At 49.3% G+C, this 15,733-nt stretch carries 15 protein-coding genes and 1 tRNA gene; 9 read left to right on the top strand and 7 right to left on the bottom strand.

Annotation, left to right across the window (positions count from 1 at the left end; translation table 11 throughout):
• Positions 1-102: 102 nt before the first annotated feature.
• From ACT3TY_RS01850 to ACT3TY_RS01840, 3 genes are all read left to right on the top strand, one after another.
• Positions 103-2,448: a DNA primase family protein gene (locus tag ACT3TY_RS01850; RefSeq protein WP_444627197.1), complete on the top strand. Its 2,346-nt coding sequence runs from the start codon at positions 103-105 to the stop codon at positions 2,446-2,448.
• 346 nt (positions 2,449-2,794) lie between these two features.
• Positions 2,795-2,968, top strand: a complete 174-nt coding sequence (locus ACT3TY_RS01845) for a hypothetical protein (protein ID WP_444627196.1) — start codon at positions 2,795-2,797, stop codon at positions 2,966-2,968.
• A gap of 97 nt (positions 2,969-3,065) precedes the next feature.
• On the top strand, positions 3,066-3,470 hold the full coding sequence (locus ACT3TY_RS01840) for a hypothetical protein (RefSeq protein ID WP_444627195.1): 405 nt from the start codon (positions 3,066-3,068) through the stop codon (positions 3,468-3,470).
• A 388-nt stretch (positions 3,471-3,858) separates the two neighbouring features.
• Here the strand turns inward: ACT3TY_RS01840 and ACT3TY_RS01835 are convergent.
• From ACT3TY_RS01835 to ACT3TY_RS01820, 4 genes are all read right to left on the bottom strand, one after another.
• Positions 3,859-3,935 (bottom strand) — tRNA-Pro (locus ACT3TY_RS01835).
• A 95-nt stretch (positions 3,936-4,030) separates the two neighbouring features.
• Positions 4,031-4,840, bottom strand: a complete 810-nt coding sequence (locus ACT3TY_RS01830; protein WP_444627194.1) for an inositol monophosphatase family protein — start codon at positions 4,838-4,840, stop codon at positions 4,031-4,033.
• Between the two features lie 93 nt (positions 4,841-4,933).
• Complete coding sequence (locus tag ACT3TY_RS01825) at positions 4,934-5,386, bottom strand: anti-virulence regulator CigR family protein (RefSeq protein WP_441679165.1); 453 nt, start codon at positions 5,384-5,386, stop codon at positions 4,934-4,936.
• Positions 5,387-5,510: 124 nt separating this feature from the next.
• Positions 5,511-5,912 (bottom strand): pilin, encoded by a 402-nt coding sequence (locus ACT3TY_RS01820; protein ID WP_441679166.1) that lies wholly within the window; start codon positions 5,910-5,912, stop codon positions 5,511-5,513.
• Positions 5,913-6,140: 228 nt separating this feature from the next.
• Here ACT3TY_RS01820 and pilB point away from each other — a divergent pair, with 228 nt between their 5' ends.
• The 6 genes from pilB (at position 6,141) to ACT3TY_RS01790 (ending at position 11,836) form a co-directional block, all read left to right on the top strand.
• Complete coding sequence (pilB, locus tag ACT3TY_RS01815) at positions 6,141-7,835, top strand: type IV-A pilus assembly ATPase PilB (RefSeq protein ID WP_441679167.1); 1,695 nt, start codon at positions 6,141-6,143, stop codon at positions 7,833-7,835.
• A 3-nt stretch (positions 7,836-7,838) separates the two neighbouring features.
• Positions 7,839-9,071, top strand: coding sequence for a type II secretion system F family protein (locus ACT3TY_RS01810; protein WP_441679168.1), 1,233 nt, complete (start codon positions 7,839-7,841; stop codon positions 9,069-9,071).
• Between the two features lie 17 nt (positions 9,072-9,088).
• Positions 9,089-9,940 (top strand): prepilin peptidase, encoded by an 852-nt coding sequence (locus ACT3TY_RS01805; protein WP_441679169.1) that lies wholly within the window; start codon positions 9,089-9,091, stop codon positions 9,938-9,940.
• Positions 9,941-10,071: 131 nt separating this feature from the next.
• Entirely contained in the window at positions 10,072-10,662 is a 591-nt protein-coding gene (coaE, locus tag ACT3TY_RS01800) for a dephospho-CoA kinase (RefSeq protein WP_441679170.1), read from the top strand.
• A 31-nt stretch (positions 10,663-10,693) separates the two neighbouring features.
• Complete coding sequence (gene yacG, locus ACT3TY_RS01795; protein ID WP_172116555.1) at positions 10,694-10,927, top strand: DNA gyrase inhibitor YacG; 234 nt, start codon at positions 10,694-10,696, stop codon at positions 10,925-10,927.
• Between the two features lie 33 nt (positions 10,928-10,960).
• A complete protein-coding gene (locus ACT3TY_RS01790; protein ID WP_441679171.1) occupies positions 10,961-11,836 on the top strand; it encodes a DNA replication terminus site-binding protein in 876 nt (291 codons plus the stop codon).
• 8 nt (positions 11,837-11,844) lie between these two features.
• Here ACT3TY_RS01790 and ACT3TY_RS01785 read toward each other — a convergent pair whose 3' ends face one another.
• The 3 genes from ACT3TY_RS01785 to rpsA form a co-directional block, all read right to left on the bottom strand.
• Entirely contained in the window at positions 11,845-12,186 is a 342-nt protein-coding gene (locus ACT3TY_RS01785; protein WP_441679172.1) for a hypothetical protein, read from the bottom strand.
• A gap of 1,056 nt (positions 12,187-13,242) precedes the next feature.
• Positions 13,243-13,620 (bottom strand): histone-like nucleoid-structuring protein, MvaT/MvaU family, encoded by a 378-nt coding sequence (locus ACT3TY_RS01780; RefSeq protein ID WP_172116552.1) that lies wholly within the window; start codon positions 13,618-13,620, stop codon positions 13,243-13,245.
• Positions 13,621-13,913: 293 nt separating this feature from the next.
• Entirely contained in the window at positions 13,914-15,590 is a 1,677-nt protein-coding gene (gene rpsA / locus ACT3TY_RS01775; protein WP_172116551.1) for a 30S ribosomal protein S1, read from the bottom strand.
• Positions 15,591-15,733 lie beyond the last annotated feature (143 nt).

Genomic DNA, 15,733 nt, shown 5'->3' with positions numbered 1-15,733 from the left:
GGTTATGCCTATAAGGATGGGGAAGCGCCTAGCCTGGCCTGTCTCGGAAATTAAGCGTGTCGTGAAAGGACGCGTGCGACGTAAGGCAAGGAGGGCGCGTAAATGTTGATACAAGAAAAAAGCCCACCCGTGGAGAACGGTGAGGGCTTCAATAATATATCTGACAATACCCACTATAGCCTATACGCAAATATCAGACACCCAAGACCGGCTAAGCATATCGGCCTTGCTGAATTGCTGGCGTTATGTGAGAGACCATCCATTGGGCCGAAGGTCGACGCCGCTGCAATAACGCCATTTAAATCTGACGGCAAAACTAAGGAGCATGCTGAGGTCGCACTTTATTACGCGGTGATAATTGATCACGACAATGACAACTTAAGCCGCGATCAATTAGCAAGCCTCTACGATGCTTTTGGATGTGCTTATCTTGCTTTTACAACGTCGAGTCATTTACGGGACGGTAAAGGCCAGCGCTGGAAAGTCATCATTCCTTTAGCCGAAGCTTTTACCCATCCCCAATACATTGAATTGGCTGGCGGGCTGGCACTAATGATGGGTACTGATGACGCCCAGGCACGCGGAACGCAAGTTTTTTATGCGCCCAATAAACTGTCGGCCAATGCGCCTTATGAGTTTATCGACTGCACAAATCGCCCCGCTCTGGACTCTACTCACTGGCTGGCAGAGGCCGCGCTGGCGTGCATGACAGTGGCGAAGCCACCAGCCCAGGTTAAACCTAAACCCCACAAGGTAAGCGACGACAACGGCATTATTGCTATGGTGAATAATGCCTACCCTATCCGCACCCTGCTTGAAAGCGCGGGCTATAAGCAACGCGGCCAGAAATACTTAAGCCCTAACAGCGACACCGGTACGCCTGGCGTTGTCGTACTGGAGCACGACGGCAAAGAATTGGCATACAGTCATCACAGTGCTAGCGATCCGCTTAGCCGTGAGAACCATAACGACCACGCACTAGATGCCTTCGATGTTGCCGTAGCGCTTTTCTATGGTGGAGATGAACGCGCCGCGCTTGCTACTGAGGCCGCGAAGCTAGACCCCCAAGGCCAACGGGAGCGCCAGCGGGCTTTCATGGTCGAGCAGAGCGGAGAGCTTGCAGCAACTGCGTTTAGCACGTCAGCAGCGGCACCGCAAACCGACTTAGACCTAGCACGTCAGCTAGCAGCCGAGATCACTCCAGAGAACGTGCTAACCGACCCAGTTGGCGTTTGGTATTGGTCAAATAATGGCGTGTGGTCGTGTCAAGATGACCGTGCAATTAAGCAATGGGTGCAGAATTTTATTACCGGCAAGGTTGATCGTATCGGTAAAAGTAAAGTTGACAGTATTGCTGACTTATTTAAAAACCATACCTATAAGAGCCATCATCAATTTGACATCGGCCCGCCTGAATGCGTCAACGCTATTAACGGCGAGGTTACGTTAATTAATGGCGTGTGGTCGGTAATGACTCATAACCGGGAGCATTACAGAACTACGCAAATTCCTGTTAGTTACGATCCCAACGCCATCGCGCCAAAATTCAATCAATTTATGGCTGAAGTTTTTAATGGCGATAATGACGCCACAGAGAAGCGGCTAACCATACTGGAAATGATTGGTTATTCATTGATGGCTCACTGTCGTCATGAGCGCTTTATCATCCTGGTGGGCAGCGGTGCTAACGGTAAGTCGGTGTTATTAGCCGTTCTGGAGGCGCTGTTAGGAAGTTGCAACGTTGCTGGAGTACAGCCGTCGCAATTCAACCGCAGCTTTCAGCGTGCCCATTTGCATAGCAAGTTGGCGAATATCGTAACCGAGATACGACAAGGTGAAGTGATAGACGATGCTAGCCTAAAAGGCATTGTGTCTGGTGAGCCGACGACAGTAGAACACAAATTTAAAGACCCGTTCGTGATGCGCCCGTTTGCTACGTGTTGGTTTGGTACCAATCACATGCCGCACACCCGCGACTTTTCCGATGCGCTATTTAGGCGGGCACTGGTAATGGAGTTCAACAACCGCTTTAAGCCAGAGCTAGGCAACTGTGACCCATTGCTAAAGGAGAAATTGCTTGATGAGCTGCCGGGCATTTTGCGCCTGTGCCTGGACGCCTACGCCCGAGCGGTGCGCGATGGTTTCACCACGCCAGCCAGTTGCCAAGGCGCCCGGGAGCGCTGGCGCCTGGAAGCGGATCAGGTAGCACAATTTATCGAGATGGAATGCGAGTCTGACCCAGTGGCGCGTATCCCACCGCAAAATTTATTCAATGCCTATCGTAACTGGGCGACAGAGCAAGGCATCCAGAAAAAGCTTACGCAGCGCTCATTCCTTGATCGAGTGGTAGCACTCGGATACGAACGACAGAGATCAAATAGCGTTCGCTATATATCCGGTCTCAAGTGCGTTCGTGCATCTAGCCCGTTCTTGGGGGCGGGGGGATAGTGACGATAGTGACGGTAGTGACGGTAAAAGCGACATAAGTACTAACTTTGGGAAGTAATAAATAAAGGAATTATAAATTATAGAAATTATAGAAATGGGTGATGTGTGTATAGGGGTAATGTCGGAAGAAGCGTCACTTGCGTCACTTGCGTCACTACACACACCAGCTCAAAAGCGAGGCTAATCACCAAGGAGAGCAAAAATGTGAGGTGCATTACAGTAACGCCACATGGGCGCCGAGCCAGCGTATCGGTCAGGCCAGCGAGCCAGCGCCATATAGCTACTTGCCCATAAATGCGTATAGCAGATGAGAAAACTTAGCAGTCTAACAGTGAGGAATTACACGATGAGTGAAGTACAGAAGTTGAACCAGCAAATCGCCGATCTAGGGCAAATGGCTGACCAGGCCGAGGCTGACCAACGCCAAGCCGAGGCTGATTATGAGCAATTCATCGAGAGCGGCGACTTGGGTGCAGCACAGGACGCGCTGACCCGTAAGCAGGCAGCAGGTAGCAGGTAGCACGCAGGTCTATCGCGACCGCATCACGGCGCTGGAGGCTACCCGCAAGGATGCCGAGCGTACCGACCGCACCCCTGCCGCACTGGCCGCTATGGATATGGCCCGCAATGCTGTTGATAACGAACGCGAAGCGTATCACCGTTTCACGAATGCGTTAGGCGAATTGCAAGATGCTACGGGTACGTTACGCAATGCCTACCATGCTGGAGACAACGCACTAGAGAGCGCCGAACAGGCGTTAAAGGATGCACACCTATATGAACATGAAGCAGTGGAGCGTCCACGCTTGGGGGTCGACATTGAGACCATCCGGAAGCTGGCCCAAAATGCACCGCTTATCAAACAACGCCATGAAGGCATTCAGCGTTTTAGCCTAGCCGAAGCTCGCTCTTCACAATGGAAGCCTAACCCGGTCGAGTGGGATGCACCACCCACCCCAGAACCAGCTAAACACGCTGGGCGTTTCTTCGACTCAGTTAATAAACACTTTGTGGAGTATTGATATGGGTAAGCGTTCACAGCGAGTAGCAGCAAGTAAGCGAGCAAGCGCTGATAGTGGCCGTAACAAAGCCCAAAAGTTGTGGGGGACACAGCAGAGTAAGTCTAATAATGGTACAGGCTGGGACGACGTGTTAGCCCAGCGCTCACAGCGACAGAGTAAGCCCGTTATGATGATGGATTGCGCTTCCGACAGGATACCGTTTGGTGTCGAGCAGGACAGCCCAACGGGATTGAAGCGCCGACTATGGCCCAACGCATAAACACCAAGCCGCCCAACTGAGGCGGCTTTTTTGTTGGTGACGCATGGAACCTATTTGGAACCTAAAAGCTAACCAAACAAAAACGGCCACTGTAGCAATTAGCTAAGTGACCGTTTTATATGTCTTTTTTGGTCGGAGTGACAGGATTCGAACCTGCGACCTTTGCAACCCCATTGCAACGCGCTACCAAGCTGCGCCACACTCCGATGTCTTGCGCATTTCCCTCAAGACGGTGCGTATACTATCGCTTTATGCGCCAAATGAAAAGTTCTTTTTGCGCTTTCTTTTCAAGTATTTGGCATTAGGCATGGTCTGCATCCAGCAACAGGCGATGCATCGCTTCATACACACCGGGTGCAGTCACCAGCAGTTCATTAGGATACAGATCCGTAGGCACGCCTTCTGGAACGGTACCCAAGTGCCCTACGCATGCCCCAGCTTCCCGGGCAATAACCCAGCCAGCAACAAAGTCCCAAGGCGAAACGCTTTCATAATAAGCGCCCAAGCGTCCGCAGGCCACATCACATAAATCCAACGCTGCTGCTCCATTGCGTCGTACATCCCGACAATGCGCCAGTACTTCATTCAAGCGTGCTAGTAGTTTTTGGCGGGCCTCTTTTTGATAAGGAAAGCCTGTACCTACCAGGGTTTCAGCTAGCTTCGTTACCTTACTGGCCTGGATAGGTTGCTGATTGCAATAAGCGCCCTGTCCTGCTGCCGCACTGAAGGTTTCATCAAGGAAAGGCGCATAGACTACACCCACCTTGGCTATCCCCTCTTCCATCCACCCAATGGACACCGCAACATGCCGTAACCCTTGCGCAAAGTTGACGGTGCCATCAATGGGGTCTACCACCCAAAGTTTAGAAACATCGGCATTTAACGCATGCGCGGGCGATAGCTCCTCACTGAGGAGCGCTTCATCAGGGAAGTAAGTGTTTAATCGTTCTCTTATTAACTGATCGACGGCCACGTCAACATCCGTAACTAACTCATCACCCGCTTTGAGCCGTTGTGAAAATGACTGGTCTGCGCGTGCCTGACGAATGAGCTCTCCTGCCTCATGGGCGATAGAAACGGCTACATCCAGGCGCTCTTTCAATGTATGCATTGCTCTTCTTTCCTTATACGCATTGCGAGGACGTTGAGCATAGTCACACAATATGACTTTTTAAGTCACGATGATGCAATAAAAGCGAGAAAATTAACGCAGTGCATTCACCAGAATATCTACTACTACACGCGTGGCCGCCTCAATCAACACTACATCAGCGCCTACTCGCTCCCATTCATAGCCAGGATAGCGCGGCAAGTGGTCGGCCAATGGACCGTCAAAGCGTTTTGCGATACCGGGTGGCAGCGGTTTGCCACGCTGAATTTGTCGTTGAATGCCGGGAGGCAGTGATTCAGCAGCGGGTGCATTATACTGGCGTAGCAGGCGCAGTAGCTCGCGTTCATTGACGCGTGGCAAATCCACATATCGCTTATTGTGGCTTTCACGCTTCGAACGTGAGCTTGCTTGCTGATGCCGCTGCTCTTGCCCATTATCGCGTACCCCATGGGCTGGCGCGTGGGCAGGCGGCTGTGCAAACGTGTTGCTGGCACCTATCAATCCTCCCAGACAGCTTACCAACACGGCTAGACTCGTTCGCTTCATTTGAAAACCTCTCACTAAACATATTGGCTAACACGGTTGCTTGTAGTGTAGTGAGGAAATACGCACAGAGTATGGAAATATAAAGATCATACGGGGTCTTTTAACATCCACTCCCTATCGGATACTAAGTGCCCACCACCACGATTTTTCCCGCTTCGATATTAATAATGCCCCCGCGCGTTGAAGTAATTCCTGATACATTCTTATTTACGTCATTACTCGTAAACGCTTCAAACAGCTCTTGTTTATAGCTATCAGTGCTAATATCACAGGCTTGAAAGCTGAAATCATCAGAAATAGCTGAGTCTGATTGAGCTGTTTTGGACAGCGAATAATTTACCAATGCCATACTCCGATAGGAAGCCAGCTCTCCCTCGCAGGCGGTTAAAGACGCTTTATCAAGGTAATTCCCATACTGGGGCACTGCCACTGCCATCAAAACGCCTACGATAGCAATGACGATCATGAGTTCTATCAATGTGAAGCCATCTTCGTCCCCTTTGATCTTGCCGCTATGCTTATCCAAGCTGCCCCCTGTTTATCGACATCACGCACATTTTTATTGAAATTACTAACTAGTCTTACAGCAGTATCACAGATACAATACTAATCATAATTAATCAATTTATTAGCCGAAAAATAGCGTTTTAATTTATGAGAGCAGGCGAATTATTGTTTGTTAGCAATCTTTCATGAGCAACAATTAATACTCTAATATCAAAAGCTTAAGAGATCATCTTTTTCGAGATTATTGATGGAATTTGAAGGATTAGCCAAGCGTTTAATTAACAGCGAGCTGCTAAGCATCGACCAGGCCGAAAAAGCAGAAACAGCGTCACTCGCCTTGGGAGTATCATTATTACGCTATGTAGCTGAACAAAGACTCGTGGACGCTAGCGCCGCCGCTTCTGCAGCTGCCTGGGAATATGGCTTTCCAGTGATTGATTTAGAGACTCTTCAGCTAGAAGCGCTGCCCACAGCTACCAGCTTTCCTGTCCATCTTTTAACATCCTTAAAAGTCCTGCCTCTGGCTCAACGGGGGCGTCATCTCACGGTCGCCATTTTCTGCCCATCAGTCCTGTCTCAACTTGATGAGCTAACATTCTCTCTAGATGTCGTTAGCATTGAAGGAATTTTGGCCCCGTTCGATCAGCTTGAGACCGTATTAAATAGCTACCTCACCCATCATAAATATGCCTCTTTAGGTTCCATCAAGCATCTGCCTGATTATAAATTAGCCTCTGAAGATGACGATTTTCAGCTTGAAGATATGGCCCAAAGTATAGAAGACGGGCCTGTCGTTGAATTCGTTAATAAAGTACTGTTGGACGCTATTGATCGGGGCGCTTCAGACATTCACTTCGAGCCCTATGAGCAACACTACCGTATTCGATTTAGGATTGACGGCGTGCTTATTGAAGTTGCTCAGCCACCACTGACAATGCGAAATCAGATAGCAGCACGCTTGAAGATCATGGCTCGCCTTGATATCTCGGAGCGTCGCCTTCCACAAGATGGAGCCATTAAATTCTCGGCAAAACGCCATCAAACGTTAGATTTGCGTATCAATTCATTGCCGACCGTTTACGGCGAGAAGGTCGTATTACGTCTGCTTGATCCTACCTCTCTTCAGCTTGGCATTGACCAATTGGGCTTTTCAGATACCCAGAGGGGGCTCTATGAAAAAGCACTCAAACAGCCCCAGGGAATGATTTTAGTCACAGGCCCTACTGGCAGTGGTAAAACGGTCTCACTCTATACGGGCATCGCACTACTCAATCAAGTAGAGCGGAATATCTGCACGGCAGAAGATCCTGTTGAAATCAAGGTAGCAGGTATTAATCAAGTGAACGTGCTACCCCACATTGGACTGGATTTTGCCAATGCACTGCGCGCCTTTCTCCGTCAGGATCCTGACGTAGTGATGGTAGGTGAAATACGCGATCTTGAAACGGCAGAGATTTCAATAAAAGCAGCACAAACAGGTCATCTTGTACTTTCAACCGTGCATACCAATTCTGCGGCAGATACCCTGACTCGCTTATGCAACATGGGAGTATCGCCGTTTAACATTGCAAGTTCGGTGAGCCTGATTATTGCACAACGCTTAGCTCGAAAATTATGCAGTCATTGCAAACAGCCTACAAACATCCCCATGGATGCCCTATCCAGCGAAGTTACCAATGAAGATACCCTTCAACAAGCAACCTTTTACCGTGCTGAAGGATGCAAAAAATGCACACATGGATACAAAGGCCGGGTGGGCATCTATGAAGTGGTTCCCGTTTCCGAAACGATTCGGCAGCTCATTATGCACAACGCGTCCGCACTTGAAATTAACGAGCAGATCAAAAAGGAAGGACATGCCAGCCTTCGCCAAAGCGGCTTTTATTACGTTATCCAAGGCATTACCAGCCTGGAGGAAATTAATCGTGTCATTAAGGAGTAACGTTTGACTCGATATGCCGTTAAACGTAAAGCCAAGTCACCCCGCTTGTATCGCTGGAAATGGACAGGGACGGTGGGCCAAACACGTTTACTACATGGTGAAATTATCGGCCACAGCAAGGTCGCCGTTACCGCCGAGCTACGTAAACAAAATATTGACGTGCGGCGTGTCGCTAAAAAAAGCGACCTGAGTAGCCAAGGACGTATAAAGCCTCGCGATATCATGATTTTTTCACGCCAGATGGCAACGATGATTCAAGCGGGCATCCCCCTATTACAGGCTTTTCAGGTAGTGGCTGAAAGCCTGAAAAAACCGTCGATGGTGGCGCTTGTTCATCAGCTAACCAATGACGTAGCATCAGGGACAAGCTTTTCTGACGCCTTACGATACCACCCTCAATATTTTGATCGTTTGTTTATTAATCTGGTTGATGCAGGCGAACAGTCCGGCACACTTGACAAAATGTTAGAGCAAAATGCGGTTTATAAGGAAAAACTAGAGTCCCTAAAGGGGCGTGTCAAAAAGGCGTTGTGGTATCCGACGACCGTTTTGCTGACCGGCATCGCGATTACACTGCTATTACTTATTAAAGTGGTACCTCAGTTTGAAAGCATGTTTCAAAGCTTTGACGCTGAGCTACCGGCGGTGACACAGCTAACCGTCGACTTATCGATGCTGGCCCAACAACTATGGCTACCTTTACTGGGAACAGCCACAACAGTGATTCTATTGCTGCGATGGCTGACGCGCCGCTCTCCAGCGCTTGTCTACCTGCTTCATCGCCTTTTGCTACGCATTCCAGTTATCGGCAACATCATTGATAAAGCAGCTGTTGCACGATTTTCCCGTACCTTGGCCACGACGTATGCATCCGGCATTCCTCTGGTAGAAGGGCTTGCAACTGCGGCTGGCTCAACGGGCAATAAGGTATATGAACAAGCGGCACTCCAGACACAAAAGGAGGTAGCAACAGGTCAGCAGCTGCATTTTTCAATGCGAATGACCAACCGTTTCCCTTCTTTAGCGATCCAGATGGTAAGCATTGGTGAAGAAGCCGGTGCCCTTGATACCATGCTCCACCGTGTAGCCAGTTACTACGAAGAAGACGTCGATAACCAGGTGGATGCGCTGACGTCTTTAATGGAGCCCCTCATTATCATTGTGCTGGGCATTTTGGTGGGGGGAATCGTCGTTTCTATGTATTTACCTATTTTTAATCTGGGTACCGTCATCTAGGTATTCTGAGGAGCATTATGAGTTCTCTTACGCTGAGCACCGGCCTGGTGGTTTGTTTGCTGGGCCTCTGCTTGGGTAGCTTTGCAAACGTTGTTATCACTCGTCTTCCTGTCATGCTAATGCGTCACTGGCGGCTTGAGGCTCGTGCGGCTCTTGAGCTGCCTATGGAACAAGCACCTCGCTTTAATATTGCGACACCTCGCTCACAATGCCCACGCTGCGAGAGTTCCATCGCCTGGCACGATAATATTCCCTTAATCGGCTGGGTTAAACGACGCGGCCGCTGTGCAAACTGCCACACCCGCATTAGCTTGCAGTATCCCCTTGTAGAATTAAGCAGCGGTGTACTGGCCCTAACAGTTGCGCTTCTGCAGGGCATAAACCTCTCCAGCCTGTTTATTTATGCAGCCTGCGTAACCCTTCTCGTACTGGCCGTGATCGATCTTCGCACCTACTTGTTACCGGATATTCTCACCCTTCCCTTGCTGTGGGCTGGCCTTGTCTATCAGCTCTTATTTCAGCCCTACTTATTAACCAATGCCGTCGTTGGTGCAATGGCGGGTTACCTGATCCTTTGGAGTTTTTACTGGCTATTTAAACTAACCACTGGAAAAGAGGGCATGGGGTATGGTGATTTTAAGCTTCTTGCCGCTCTTGGCGCTTGGTTGGGTTGGAGCTTCCTGCCCCTGCTCTTACTGCTCTCAGCCGGGATAGGTGCTGTTGTAGGCGTTGTGGCACAGACACGCTTTCCACACTTACGTGGCGCACCGCTTCCTTTTGGGCCTTTTCTCGCGTTAGCAGGCTGGGCATGCCTCCTGGCAGGACATGACCTTATCGCCCTTTATTTGTCCTTTTTCCCTGGGGTTTAATACAAACCAAGACGGTATATTGCATCTCATGTCCAAAGCGGCGCCTACATGGGCACAATGCACTATAGGTGCCGACTTTCTACGTAAAAACACGTAAAATAGCGTTTTAAAGAACGCAATAAAGGGTAGCTATGATTATTGGCTTAACCGGAGGCATTGGTTCGGGTAAATCAACCGTAGCGCGCGCGTTTGAATCGCTAGGGGCCAGCTGGGTAGATGCAGATATCGTTGCCCGTGAAATTGTGGCACCAGGTGAGCCTGCCTTAAGCGCTATTATTGATTATTTTGGTTCAGATATTGTCAAGCAAGATGGAACGCTTGATAGAGCCGCTTTGCGTTCAATTATCTTTGAAGATCCACCCAAGCGTGAATGGCTAGAGTCGCTTACTCATCCGGTTATCAGAGAACGGTTAGTTGCTCATTTAACCTCTCTATCCCACGATTCACCCTATGTACTTCTCGTTTCACCGTTACTTTTTGAGTCAGGACAAAACATGCTGGTCGCTCGAACAATTGTGGTTGACGTGCCCGCCGATGTTCAACTTTCCAGAACACTCGCTCGTGATGGCGTAAGCCCTAAACAGGTACGTGCCATTCTTGCAGCGCAAATGTCTCGTGAAGAGCGCTTGGCTAACGCCGACGATGTGATAGATAACAGCGGAGATTATGACTTTATGATGCGTCAGGTTGAGCGTCTGGACAGTATTTATCGCACTCGTTAATTCAATTTTATCTATATATTTCAGGATTGTTATGACTCACCCTGCTAATGATACTCCCATGGAAGTTAACTGCCCCCACTGCGGCCAAAAAGTGGCTTGGGCACCAGAGAGCACCTACCGCCCTTTTTGCAGCAAGCGCTGTCAATTAATTGATTTTGGCGCATGGGCTGAAGAGTCCCACCGTATCGCAGGCGAGCCAGCCATGGATGAGGCCGACCTGGATACCCTCCTGGCCCAAGCGGATAAAGATGCGCCTCTTTCTTAACGAATGGTTTTCACGGTGAGGTAAGTATTGGTCATGCAAGAGCCCGATGTAACCGCTTATCACTTATTGCATGAGCTTGATAAACGATTTGATAATCTGGTTTGCGCTATTGAAGCGGCGCTGGTGCTTTATGAAAGGCAACGCCCGGCGGCGTGGGTCATGCATCAGCCGTCCGTCGAATTAAACTGGCTGCGAAATGCACTGCTGGATATGTGGCACCTGGAAGGCCAGGACGGTCGTGAAACGCGTAATTACATAGGAGTGATTGCCGCTGGCACTCCCCTTATTGAGGCAGTTGGCACTATTAACCATGCTAAAACAGCAATTAGCGAGTTAATCCATAGGATAAAAGAGCTCTCTCCAAAAGCATTCGGAGAAATCAAGCAACGCCTGCCACAACGCCACCCTCAAGTAGATAATGTATTGCGCCGTACCGGGCTTGCCAAACTCCACCTGAAACAGTGTTGGCGACAAATACCGATTGCTGAAGCTCCGGTTTCGCGTATACGGCTTGCCTGGTACAGCAGCGGGCGCTCTATCAAGCGTCTCAGCGTGCAGGAAGCGGAGAAAAAGCTAATGCAACTGGATACCGAAGCGCCGCATATACGTATTCAACTGCGCAAGCTGGCTAGCCTTCCTGGCGACGAAGCGTTGGCACAAGTACAAGCGCAGGCGCCTTTGATGCGGGCGAACCTTTTTTTTACTGAGCCTTTACTCGACGGGCACTCACGGCGGGCGCTCAATATTGCCATGCCGCTGTTTGTGCCCGCTCCTGACCAACGCCTGCCCCATATCAACTTGCCGCCGCTACACCCCCCTACGGAACGCACACGGGCAAGAAGGCGCGATGAAAAGCTTGAGCACGAAGCGTTTTTACCCAGCTTGCGTATTTATCGCTACCGATCCTGATCAAAGGCCTAGCCACCAGAGAGCTCAGGCGGCGCTTGATGTTGTGGCCAGAGCTCATAAAACAACAGCGTTGAAATGAGTTCGTGCAGCTCCTGGTCCGATTGGTTGTACTCATCCATTAACGCTTTCAAGCGCTCTCCAAACAAGCGCTCTCGTTCTTGTGAGCGTTTTACTGCGTCATCTTCTTCTAACGCTGCCAATGAGCGTACCGGTGGCCCGGTTGGAATATCGAAGTCACTCTTAGGATCTTCCAACTGGCGCAAAGCTTGCGCAAATGCATCATCCAACTCACGAAACTTACGCAGCTTGTCACGTTCATCCGACTGTTTTGGAGTTTTGTGATATTTCATTGATGTTTCATTCATACCTTACTTGAAATGGTCGAAGTACCGCCACAACAGGTATTTCCACAAGAGATACCCAATGCCGCACAGCCAGCCTGGAAGTCTGCCGTGCATCTCGGTGCAGTGGAATTACCACCAAGCGGTGACAACAGGTTATCGGCCAATGCCAATAGCCTTACGAGAAAAGGTTCAACGTATCATTCACTAAAAACGTATAGGGCGTAAACGACAAAGCCTATATGCCGGCTAACTCACATCCCCGGAAACGCTATTAAAGGCACAGCTATCCAATAGCGTTTTAAAGGCAAGACGAGCAGCCACAGAATCGTACACAAAAAAATCAAACAATAGTCAACACGATACGATGGGGCAAGCTATATGCACAAGCGACCCATGTATGCCAGACAGCAACTCGATATTCCCGGACAGCGCCCGCCTTTCAATAGCGATATCAAATCAGGCCAAGCCTGTTTTTAATAAACCATAAAAGAGCGTAGTGTACAAACAGAATACTCTCCACCCCTTTGCTCTTACCAGCACAGAACAGCAGCGTGACCGGTCTACTGCCGAGCCGATAGAGCAGTTGAATATGCCACTGAACTAGACAAGGAACGACTACAGGCTACTTAGCATGTTCATACAAAACCGTATTACCAGAAAGGCGTCGCGATGGGCTCAACGGATAGCCAGTATTGGGCGTATACCCGGAAATAGCAATGGCACTCACCGCATGCTGCATCAAATAGCCCATGAAGGCACTTACAGCCTCGCCAACCGTCTAGCCTAGCTCGCCAAGCGCCATGCATGCTATAGGCGACGCTATCCTTCCTGTAAGCTATGTCACAGCAACGACACGGCCATATCAGTGACACGATTACCAAACACGTTAAATAATTTCAAGCTGGCAAAGAATGCAGCACTAACTTTTGCGGCGCTAAGCTAACGGGAGATATTTTTTTAATATTGAATAGCTATCGGGCCTATTGTGAGCCGCGCACCGGAAATCTGCCTCTTGTTAAAGCAAAACCGGCATTTCTTAAGAGAAGTGCCGGTAGTTGCTAATTAATCTTCCATGCTTTCCAGCCAGGACTCAACAGTTTCGTCACCGTATTCATCCTTCCAGCTACGCAAACCTTTATGGTTACCACCACGGGTTTCGATAATTTCGCCCGTATTGGGGTTTTTATACGTTTTTAGGCGACGCTTACGGCGACTAGCATTATTGCTGCCAGATGCCTTGGTGCCACGTTGATCGTTTGTCGGATCCAGCAGGGCGATAACATCTGCAGGACGCTTACCAAATTCATTCATTAGCGCTTCAAGCTTAGCCTTGAATTCCAACTCGCTTTTTAAACGCTGGTCTCCTTCAAGACGCTGCAAGTCTTCTTGCAACTGCTTAAGTTGCTGCTCTTTTTGGATATATTCGTTTAGAAGTGACATGGGGAGTCCTTATACTTCAGATTTATCTTCTGGATATTGAATTGACACTCATCATATCCATTAGTTCAGAATGCGCGCTCATTATTACTTTAAAAGCACTAATTGACAATAGTCTAGTGTACTTTCATTCAATTACTAAGAGGTTTTTTAAGCGAATAGCGTAGATTTAAAAGTTTTTAAGCAGGTTGGTAAATCTAATTTAATACAACTAACTGGCTTAGAAAACAGCTTGTTAATAAGCAAAAAAGCGCCGCCCATAGGGCGACGCTTCTTAGAACCAGCGACTAAATAGCTTAGTCTTGGCCCATCTGCTGCTTGATCAGGTCACCGATGGTGGTCGGGCCACCAGCTTCGGGTTCCTGGTCACGCAGTTTCTTCAGGTTCTGACGAGTATCGTCCTGCTCTTTCGCTTTGATCGACAGATTAATCTGACGGCTCTTGCGATCGACATTGATGATACGCGCTTCAACGCTGTCGCCTTCATTCAGTACATTGCGCGCGTCTTCAACACGGTCAGCACTGATTTCAGAGGCTTTGAGGATGGCAATAACATCGGTTGCCAGCTCAACGTGTGCTTCTTTTGCGTCTACTTCAACAATACGGCCAGTCACCATGCTGCCCTTATCGTTAACAGACAGGTATTCAGCAACAGGATCGGAATCCATTTGCTTGATACCTAAAGAGATGCGCTCACGCTCAGGATCGATAGACAGAATAACGGCTTCGGCTTCATCACCTTTCTTGAAGTTACGAACCGCTTCTTCGCCAGTTTCTGTCCAGGAAATGTCGGACAGATGAACCAGACCATCGATACCACCTTCAAGGCCGATGAAGATACCGAAGTCAGTGATTGACTTAATGGTACCTGAAACACGGTCGCCCTTGTTGTATTCAGCGTTGAACGTTTCCCACGGGTTAGCAGTACACTGCTTGATACCCAGAGAAATACGACGACGCTCTTCGTCGATATCCAACACCATGACGTCAACATCGTCGCCCACTTGGACAACTTTAGACGGATGGATGTTTTTGTTGGTCCAGTCCATTTCAGAAACGTGAACCAGGCCTTCAACGCCCTCCTCCAGCTCAGCAAAGCAGCCGTAATCGGTCAGGTTAGTGACCACAGCGTGTACTTTGGTGCCTTCCGGGTAACGCTGCTTAATGTTGACCCACGGATCTTCGCCCAATTGCTTCAGACCCAGTGAAACGCGGTTGCGCTCACGGTCAAACTTAAGCACTTTAACGTTGATTTCGTCGCCAACAGCAACGATTTCAGACGGGTGCTTAATACGCTTCCACGCCATATCGGTAATGTGCAGCAGGCCGTCAACACCACCCAGATCTACGAACGCGCCGTAGTCTGTCAGGTTCTTAACGATACCTTTGATCTGCTGGCCTTCTTGCAGCGTTGCCAGCAGCGCTTCGCGCTCGGCACTGTTTTCAGCTTCAAGTACAGCACGACGAGAAACAACAACGTTATTACGCTTCGGATCAAGCTTGATGACTTTAAAGTCCAGCTCTTTATTTTCCAAATGCGCAGTATCGCGAACCGGACGTACGTCGACCAAAGAACCCGGCAGGAAGGCACGGATAGAGTCGACATCGACAGTGAAGCCGCCTTTGACTTTACCGTTGATCACGCCTTTGATGATTTCGTCTTTCTCGAAGGCGGCTTCCAGAATCTTCCAAGCTTCTGCGCGCTTGGCTTTTTCACGGGACAGACGCGTTTCACCGAAGCCATCTTCTACGGCTTCTAGTGCAACGTGAACGTCGTCACCGATAGCGATGTTTAACTCGCCATTTTCATCGCGGAATTGTGCCGCCGGGATCTGGCCTTCAGATTTCAGACCAGCATTGACGGTAACCCAGTCGCCATCGATGTCGACAACTTGAGCCGCGACGATAGCGCCTGGCTCCATGTTAATGTCGTTAAGGGACTGTTCAAACAGTTCAGCAAAGCTTTCGCTCATGGTTTTCCTACGTGATCAACGTTGTTGAGGCATAAATGCCTTCTCCGTACCACCAGCGAGTACGGGCCTAATGTCACTCTGCCTTTGGAGGTGTTAACGCTGGTTAGACCTGACCGGGCTCTCTGATATGAACGATCATATGA

This window comes from Halomonas sp. AOP22-C1-8 (assembly GCF_052378905.1).
GTDB classification, from domain to species: Bacteria; Pseudomonadota; Gammaproteobacteria; order Pseudomonadales; family Halomonadaceae; genus Vreelandella; species Vreelandella citrativorans.
This window is presented reverse-complemented; position numbering and strand designations above follow the sequence as displayed.

Coding starts and splice junctions, on each gene's coding strand:
- ACT3TY_RS01850 (WP_444627197.1), top strand. CDS start 103: ATGTTGATACAAGAAAAAAGCCCACCCGTGGAGAACGGTGAGGGCTTC.
- ACT3TY_RS01845 (WP_444627196.1), top strand. CDS start 2,795: ATGAGTGAAGTACAGAAGTTGAACCAGCAAATCGCCGATCTAGGGCAA.
- ACT3TY_RS01840 (WP_444627195.1), top strand. CDS start 3,066: ATGGCCCGCAATGCTGTTGATAACGAACGCGAAGCGTATCACCGTTTC.
- ACT3TY_RS01830 (WP_444627194.1), bottom strand. CDS start 4,840: ATGCATACATTGAAAGAGCGCCTGGATGTAGCCGTTTCTATCGCCCAT.
- ACT3TY_RS01825 (WP_441679165.1), bottom strand. CDS start 5,386: ATGAAGCGAACGAGTCTAGCCGTGTTGGTAAGCTGTCTGGGAGGATTG.
- pilB (WP_441679167.1), top strand. CDS start 6,141: ATGGAATTTGAAGGATTAGCCAAGCGTTTAATTAACAGCGAGCTGCTA.
- ACT3TY_RS01805 (WP_441679169.1), top strand. CDS start 9,089: ATGAGTTCTCTTACGCTGAGCACCGGCCTGGTGGTTTGTTTGCTGGGC.
- coaE (WP_441679170.1), top strand. CDS start 10,072: ATGATTATTGGCTTAACCGGAGGCATTGGTTCGGGTAAATCAACCGTA.
- yacG (WP_172116555.1), top strand. CDS start 10,694: ATGACTCACCCTGCTAATGATACTCCCATGGAAGTTAACTGCCCCCAC.
- ACT3TY_RS01790 (WP_441679171.1), top strand. CDS start 10,961: ATGCAAGAGCCCGATGTAACCGCTTATCACTTATTGCATGAGCTTGAT.
- ACT3TY_RS01785 (WP_441679172.1), bottom strand. CDS start 12,186: ATGAAATATCACAAAACTCCAAAACAGTCGGATGAACGTGACAAGCTG.
- ACT3TY_RS01780 (WP_172116552.1), bottom strand. CDS start 13,620: ATGTCACTTCTAAACGAATATATCCAAAAAGAGCAGCAACTTAAGCAG.
- rpsA (WP_172116551.1), bottom strand. CDS start 15,590: ATGAGCGAAAGCTTTGCTGAACTGTTTGAACAGTCCCTTAACGACATT.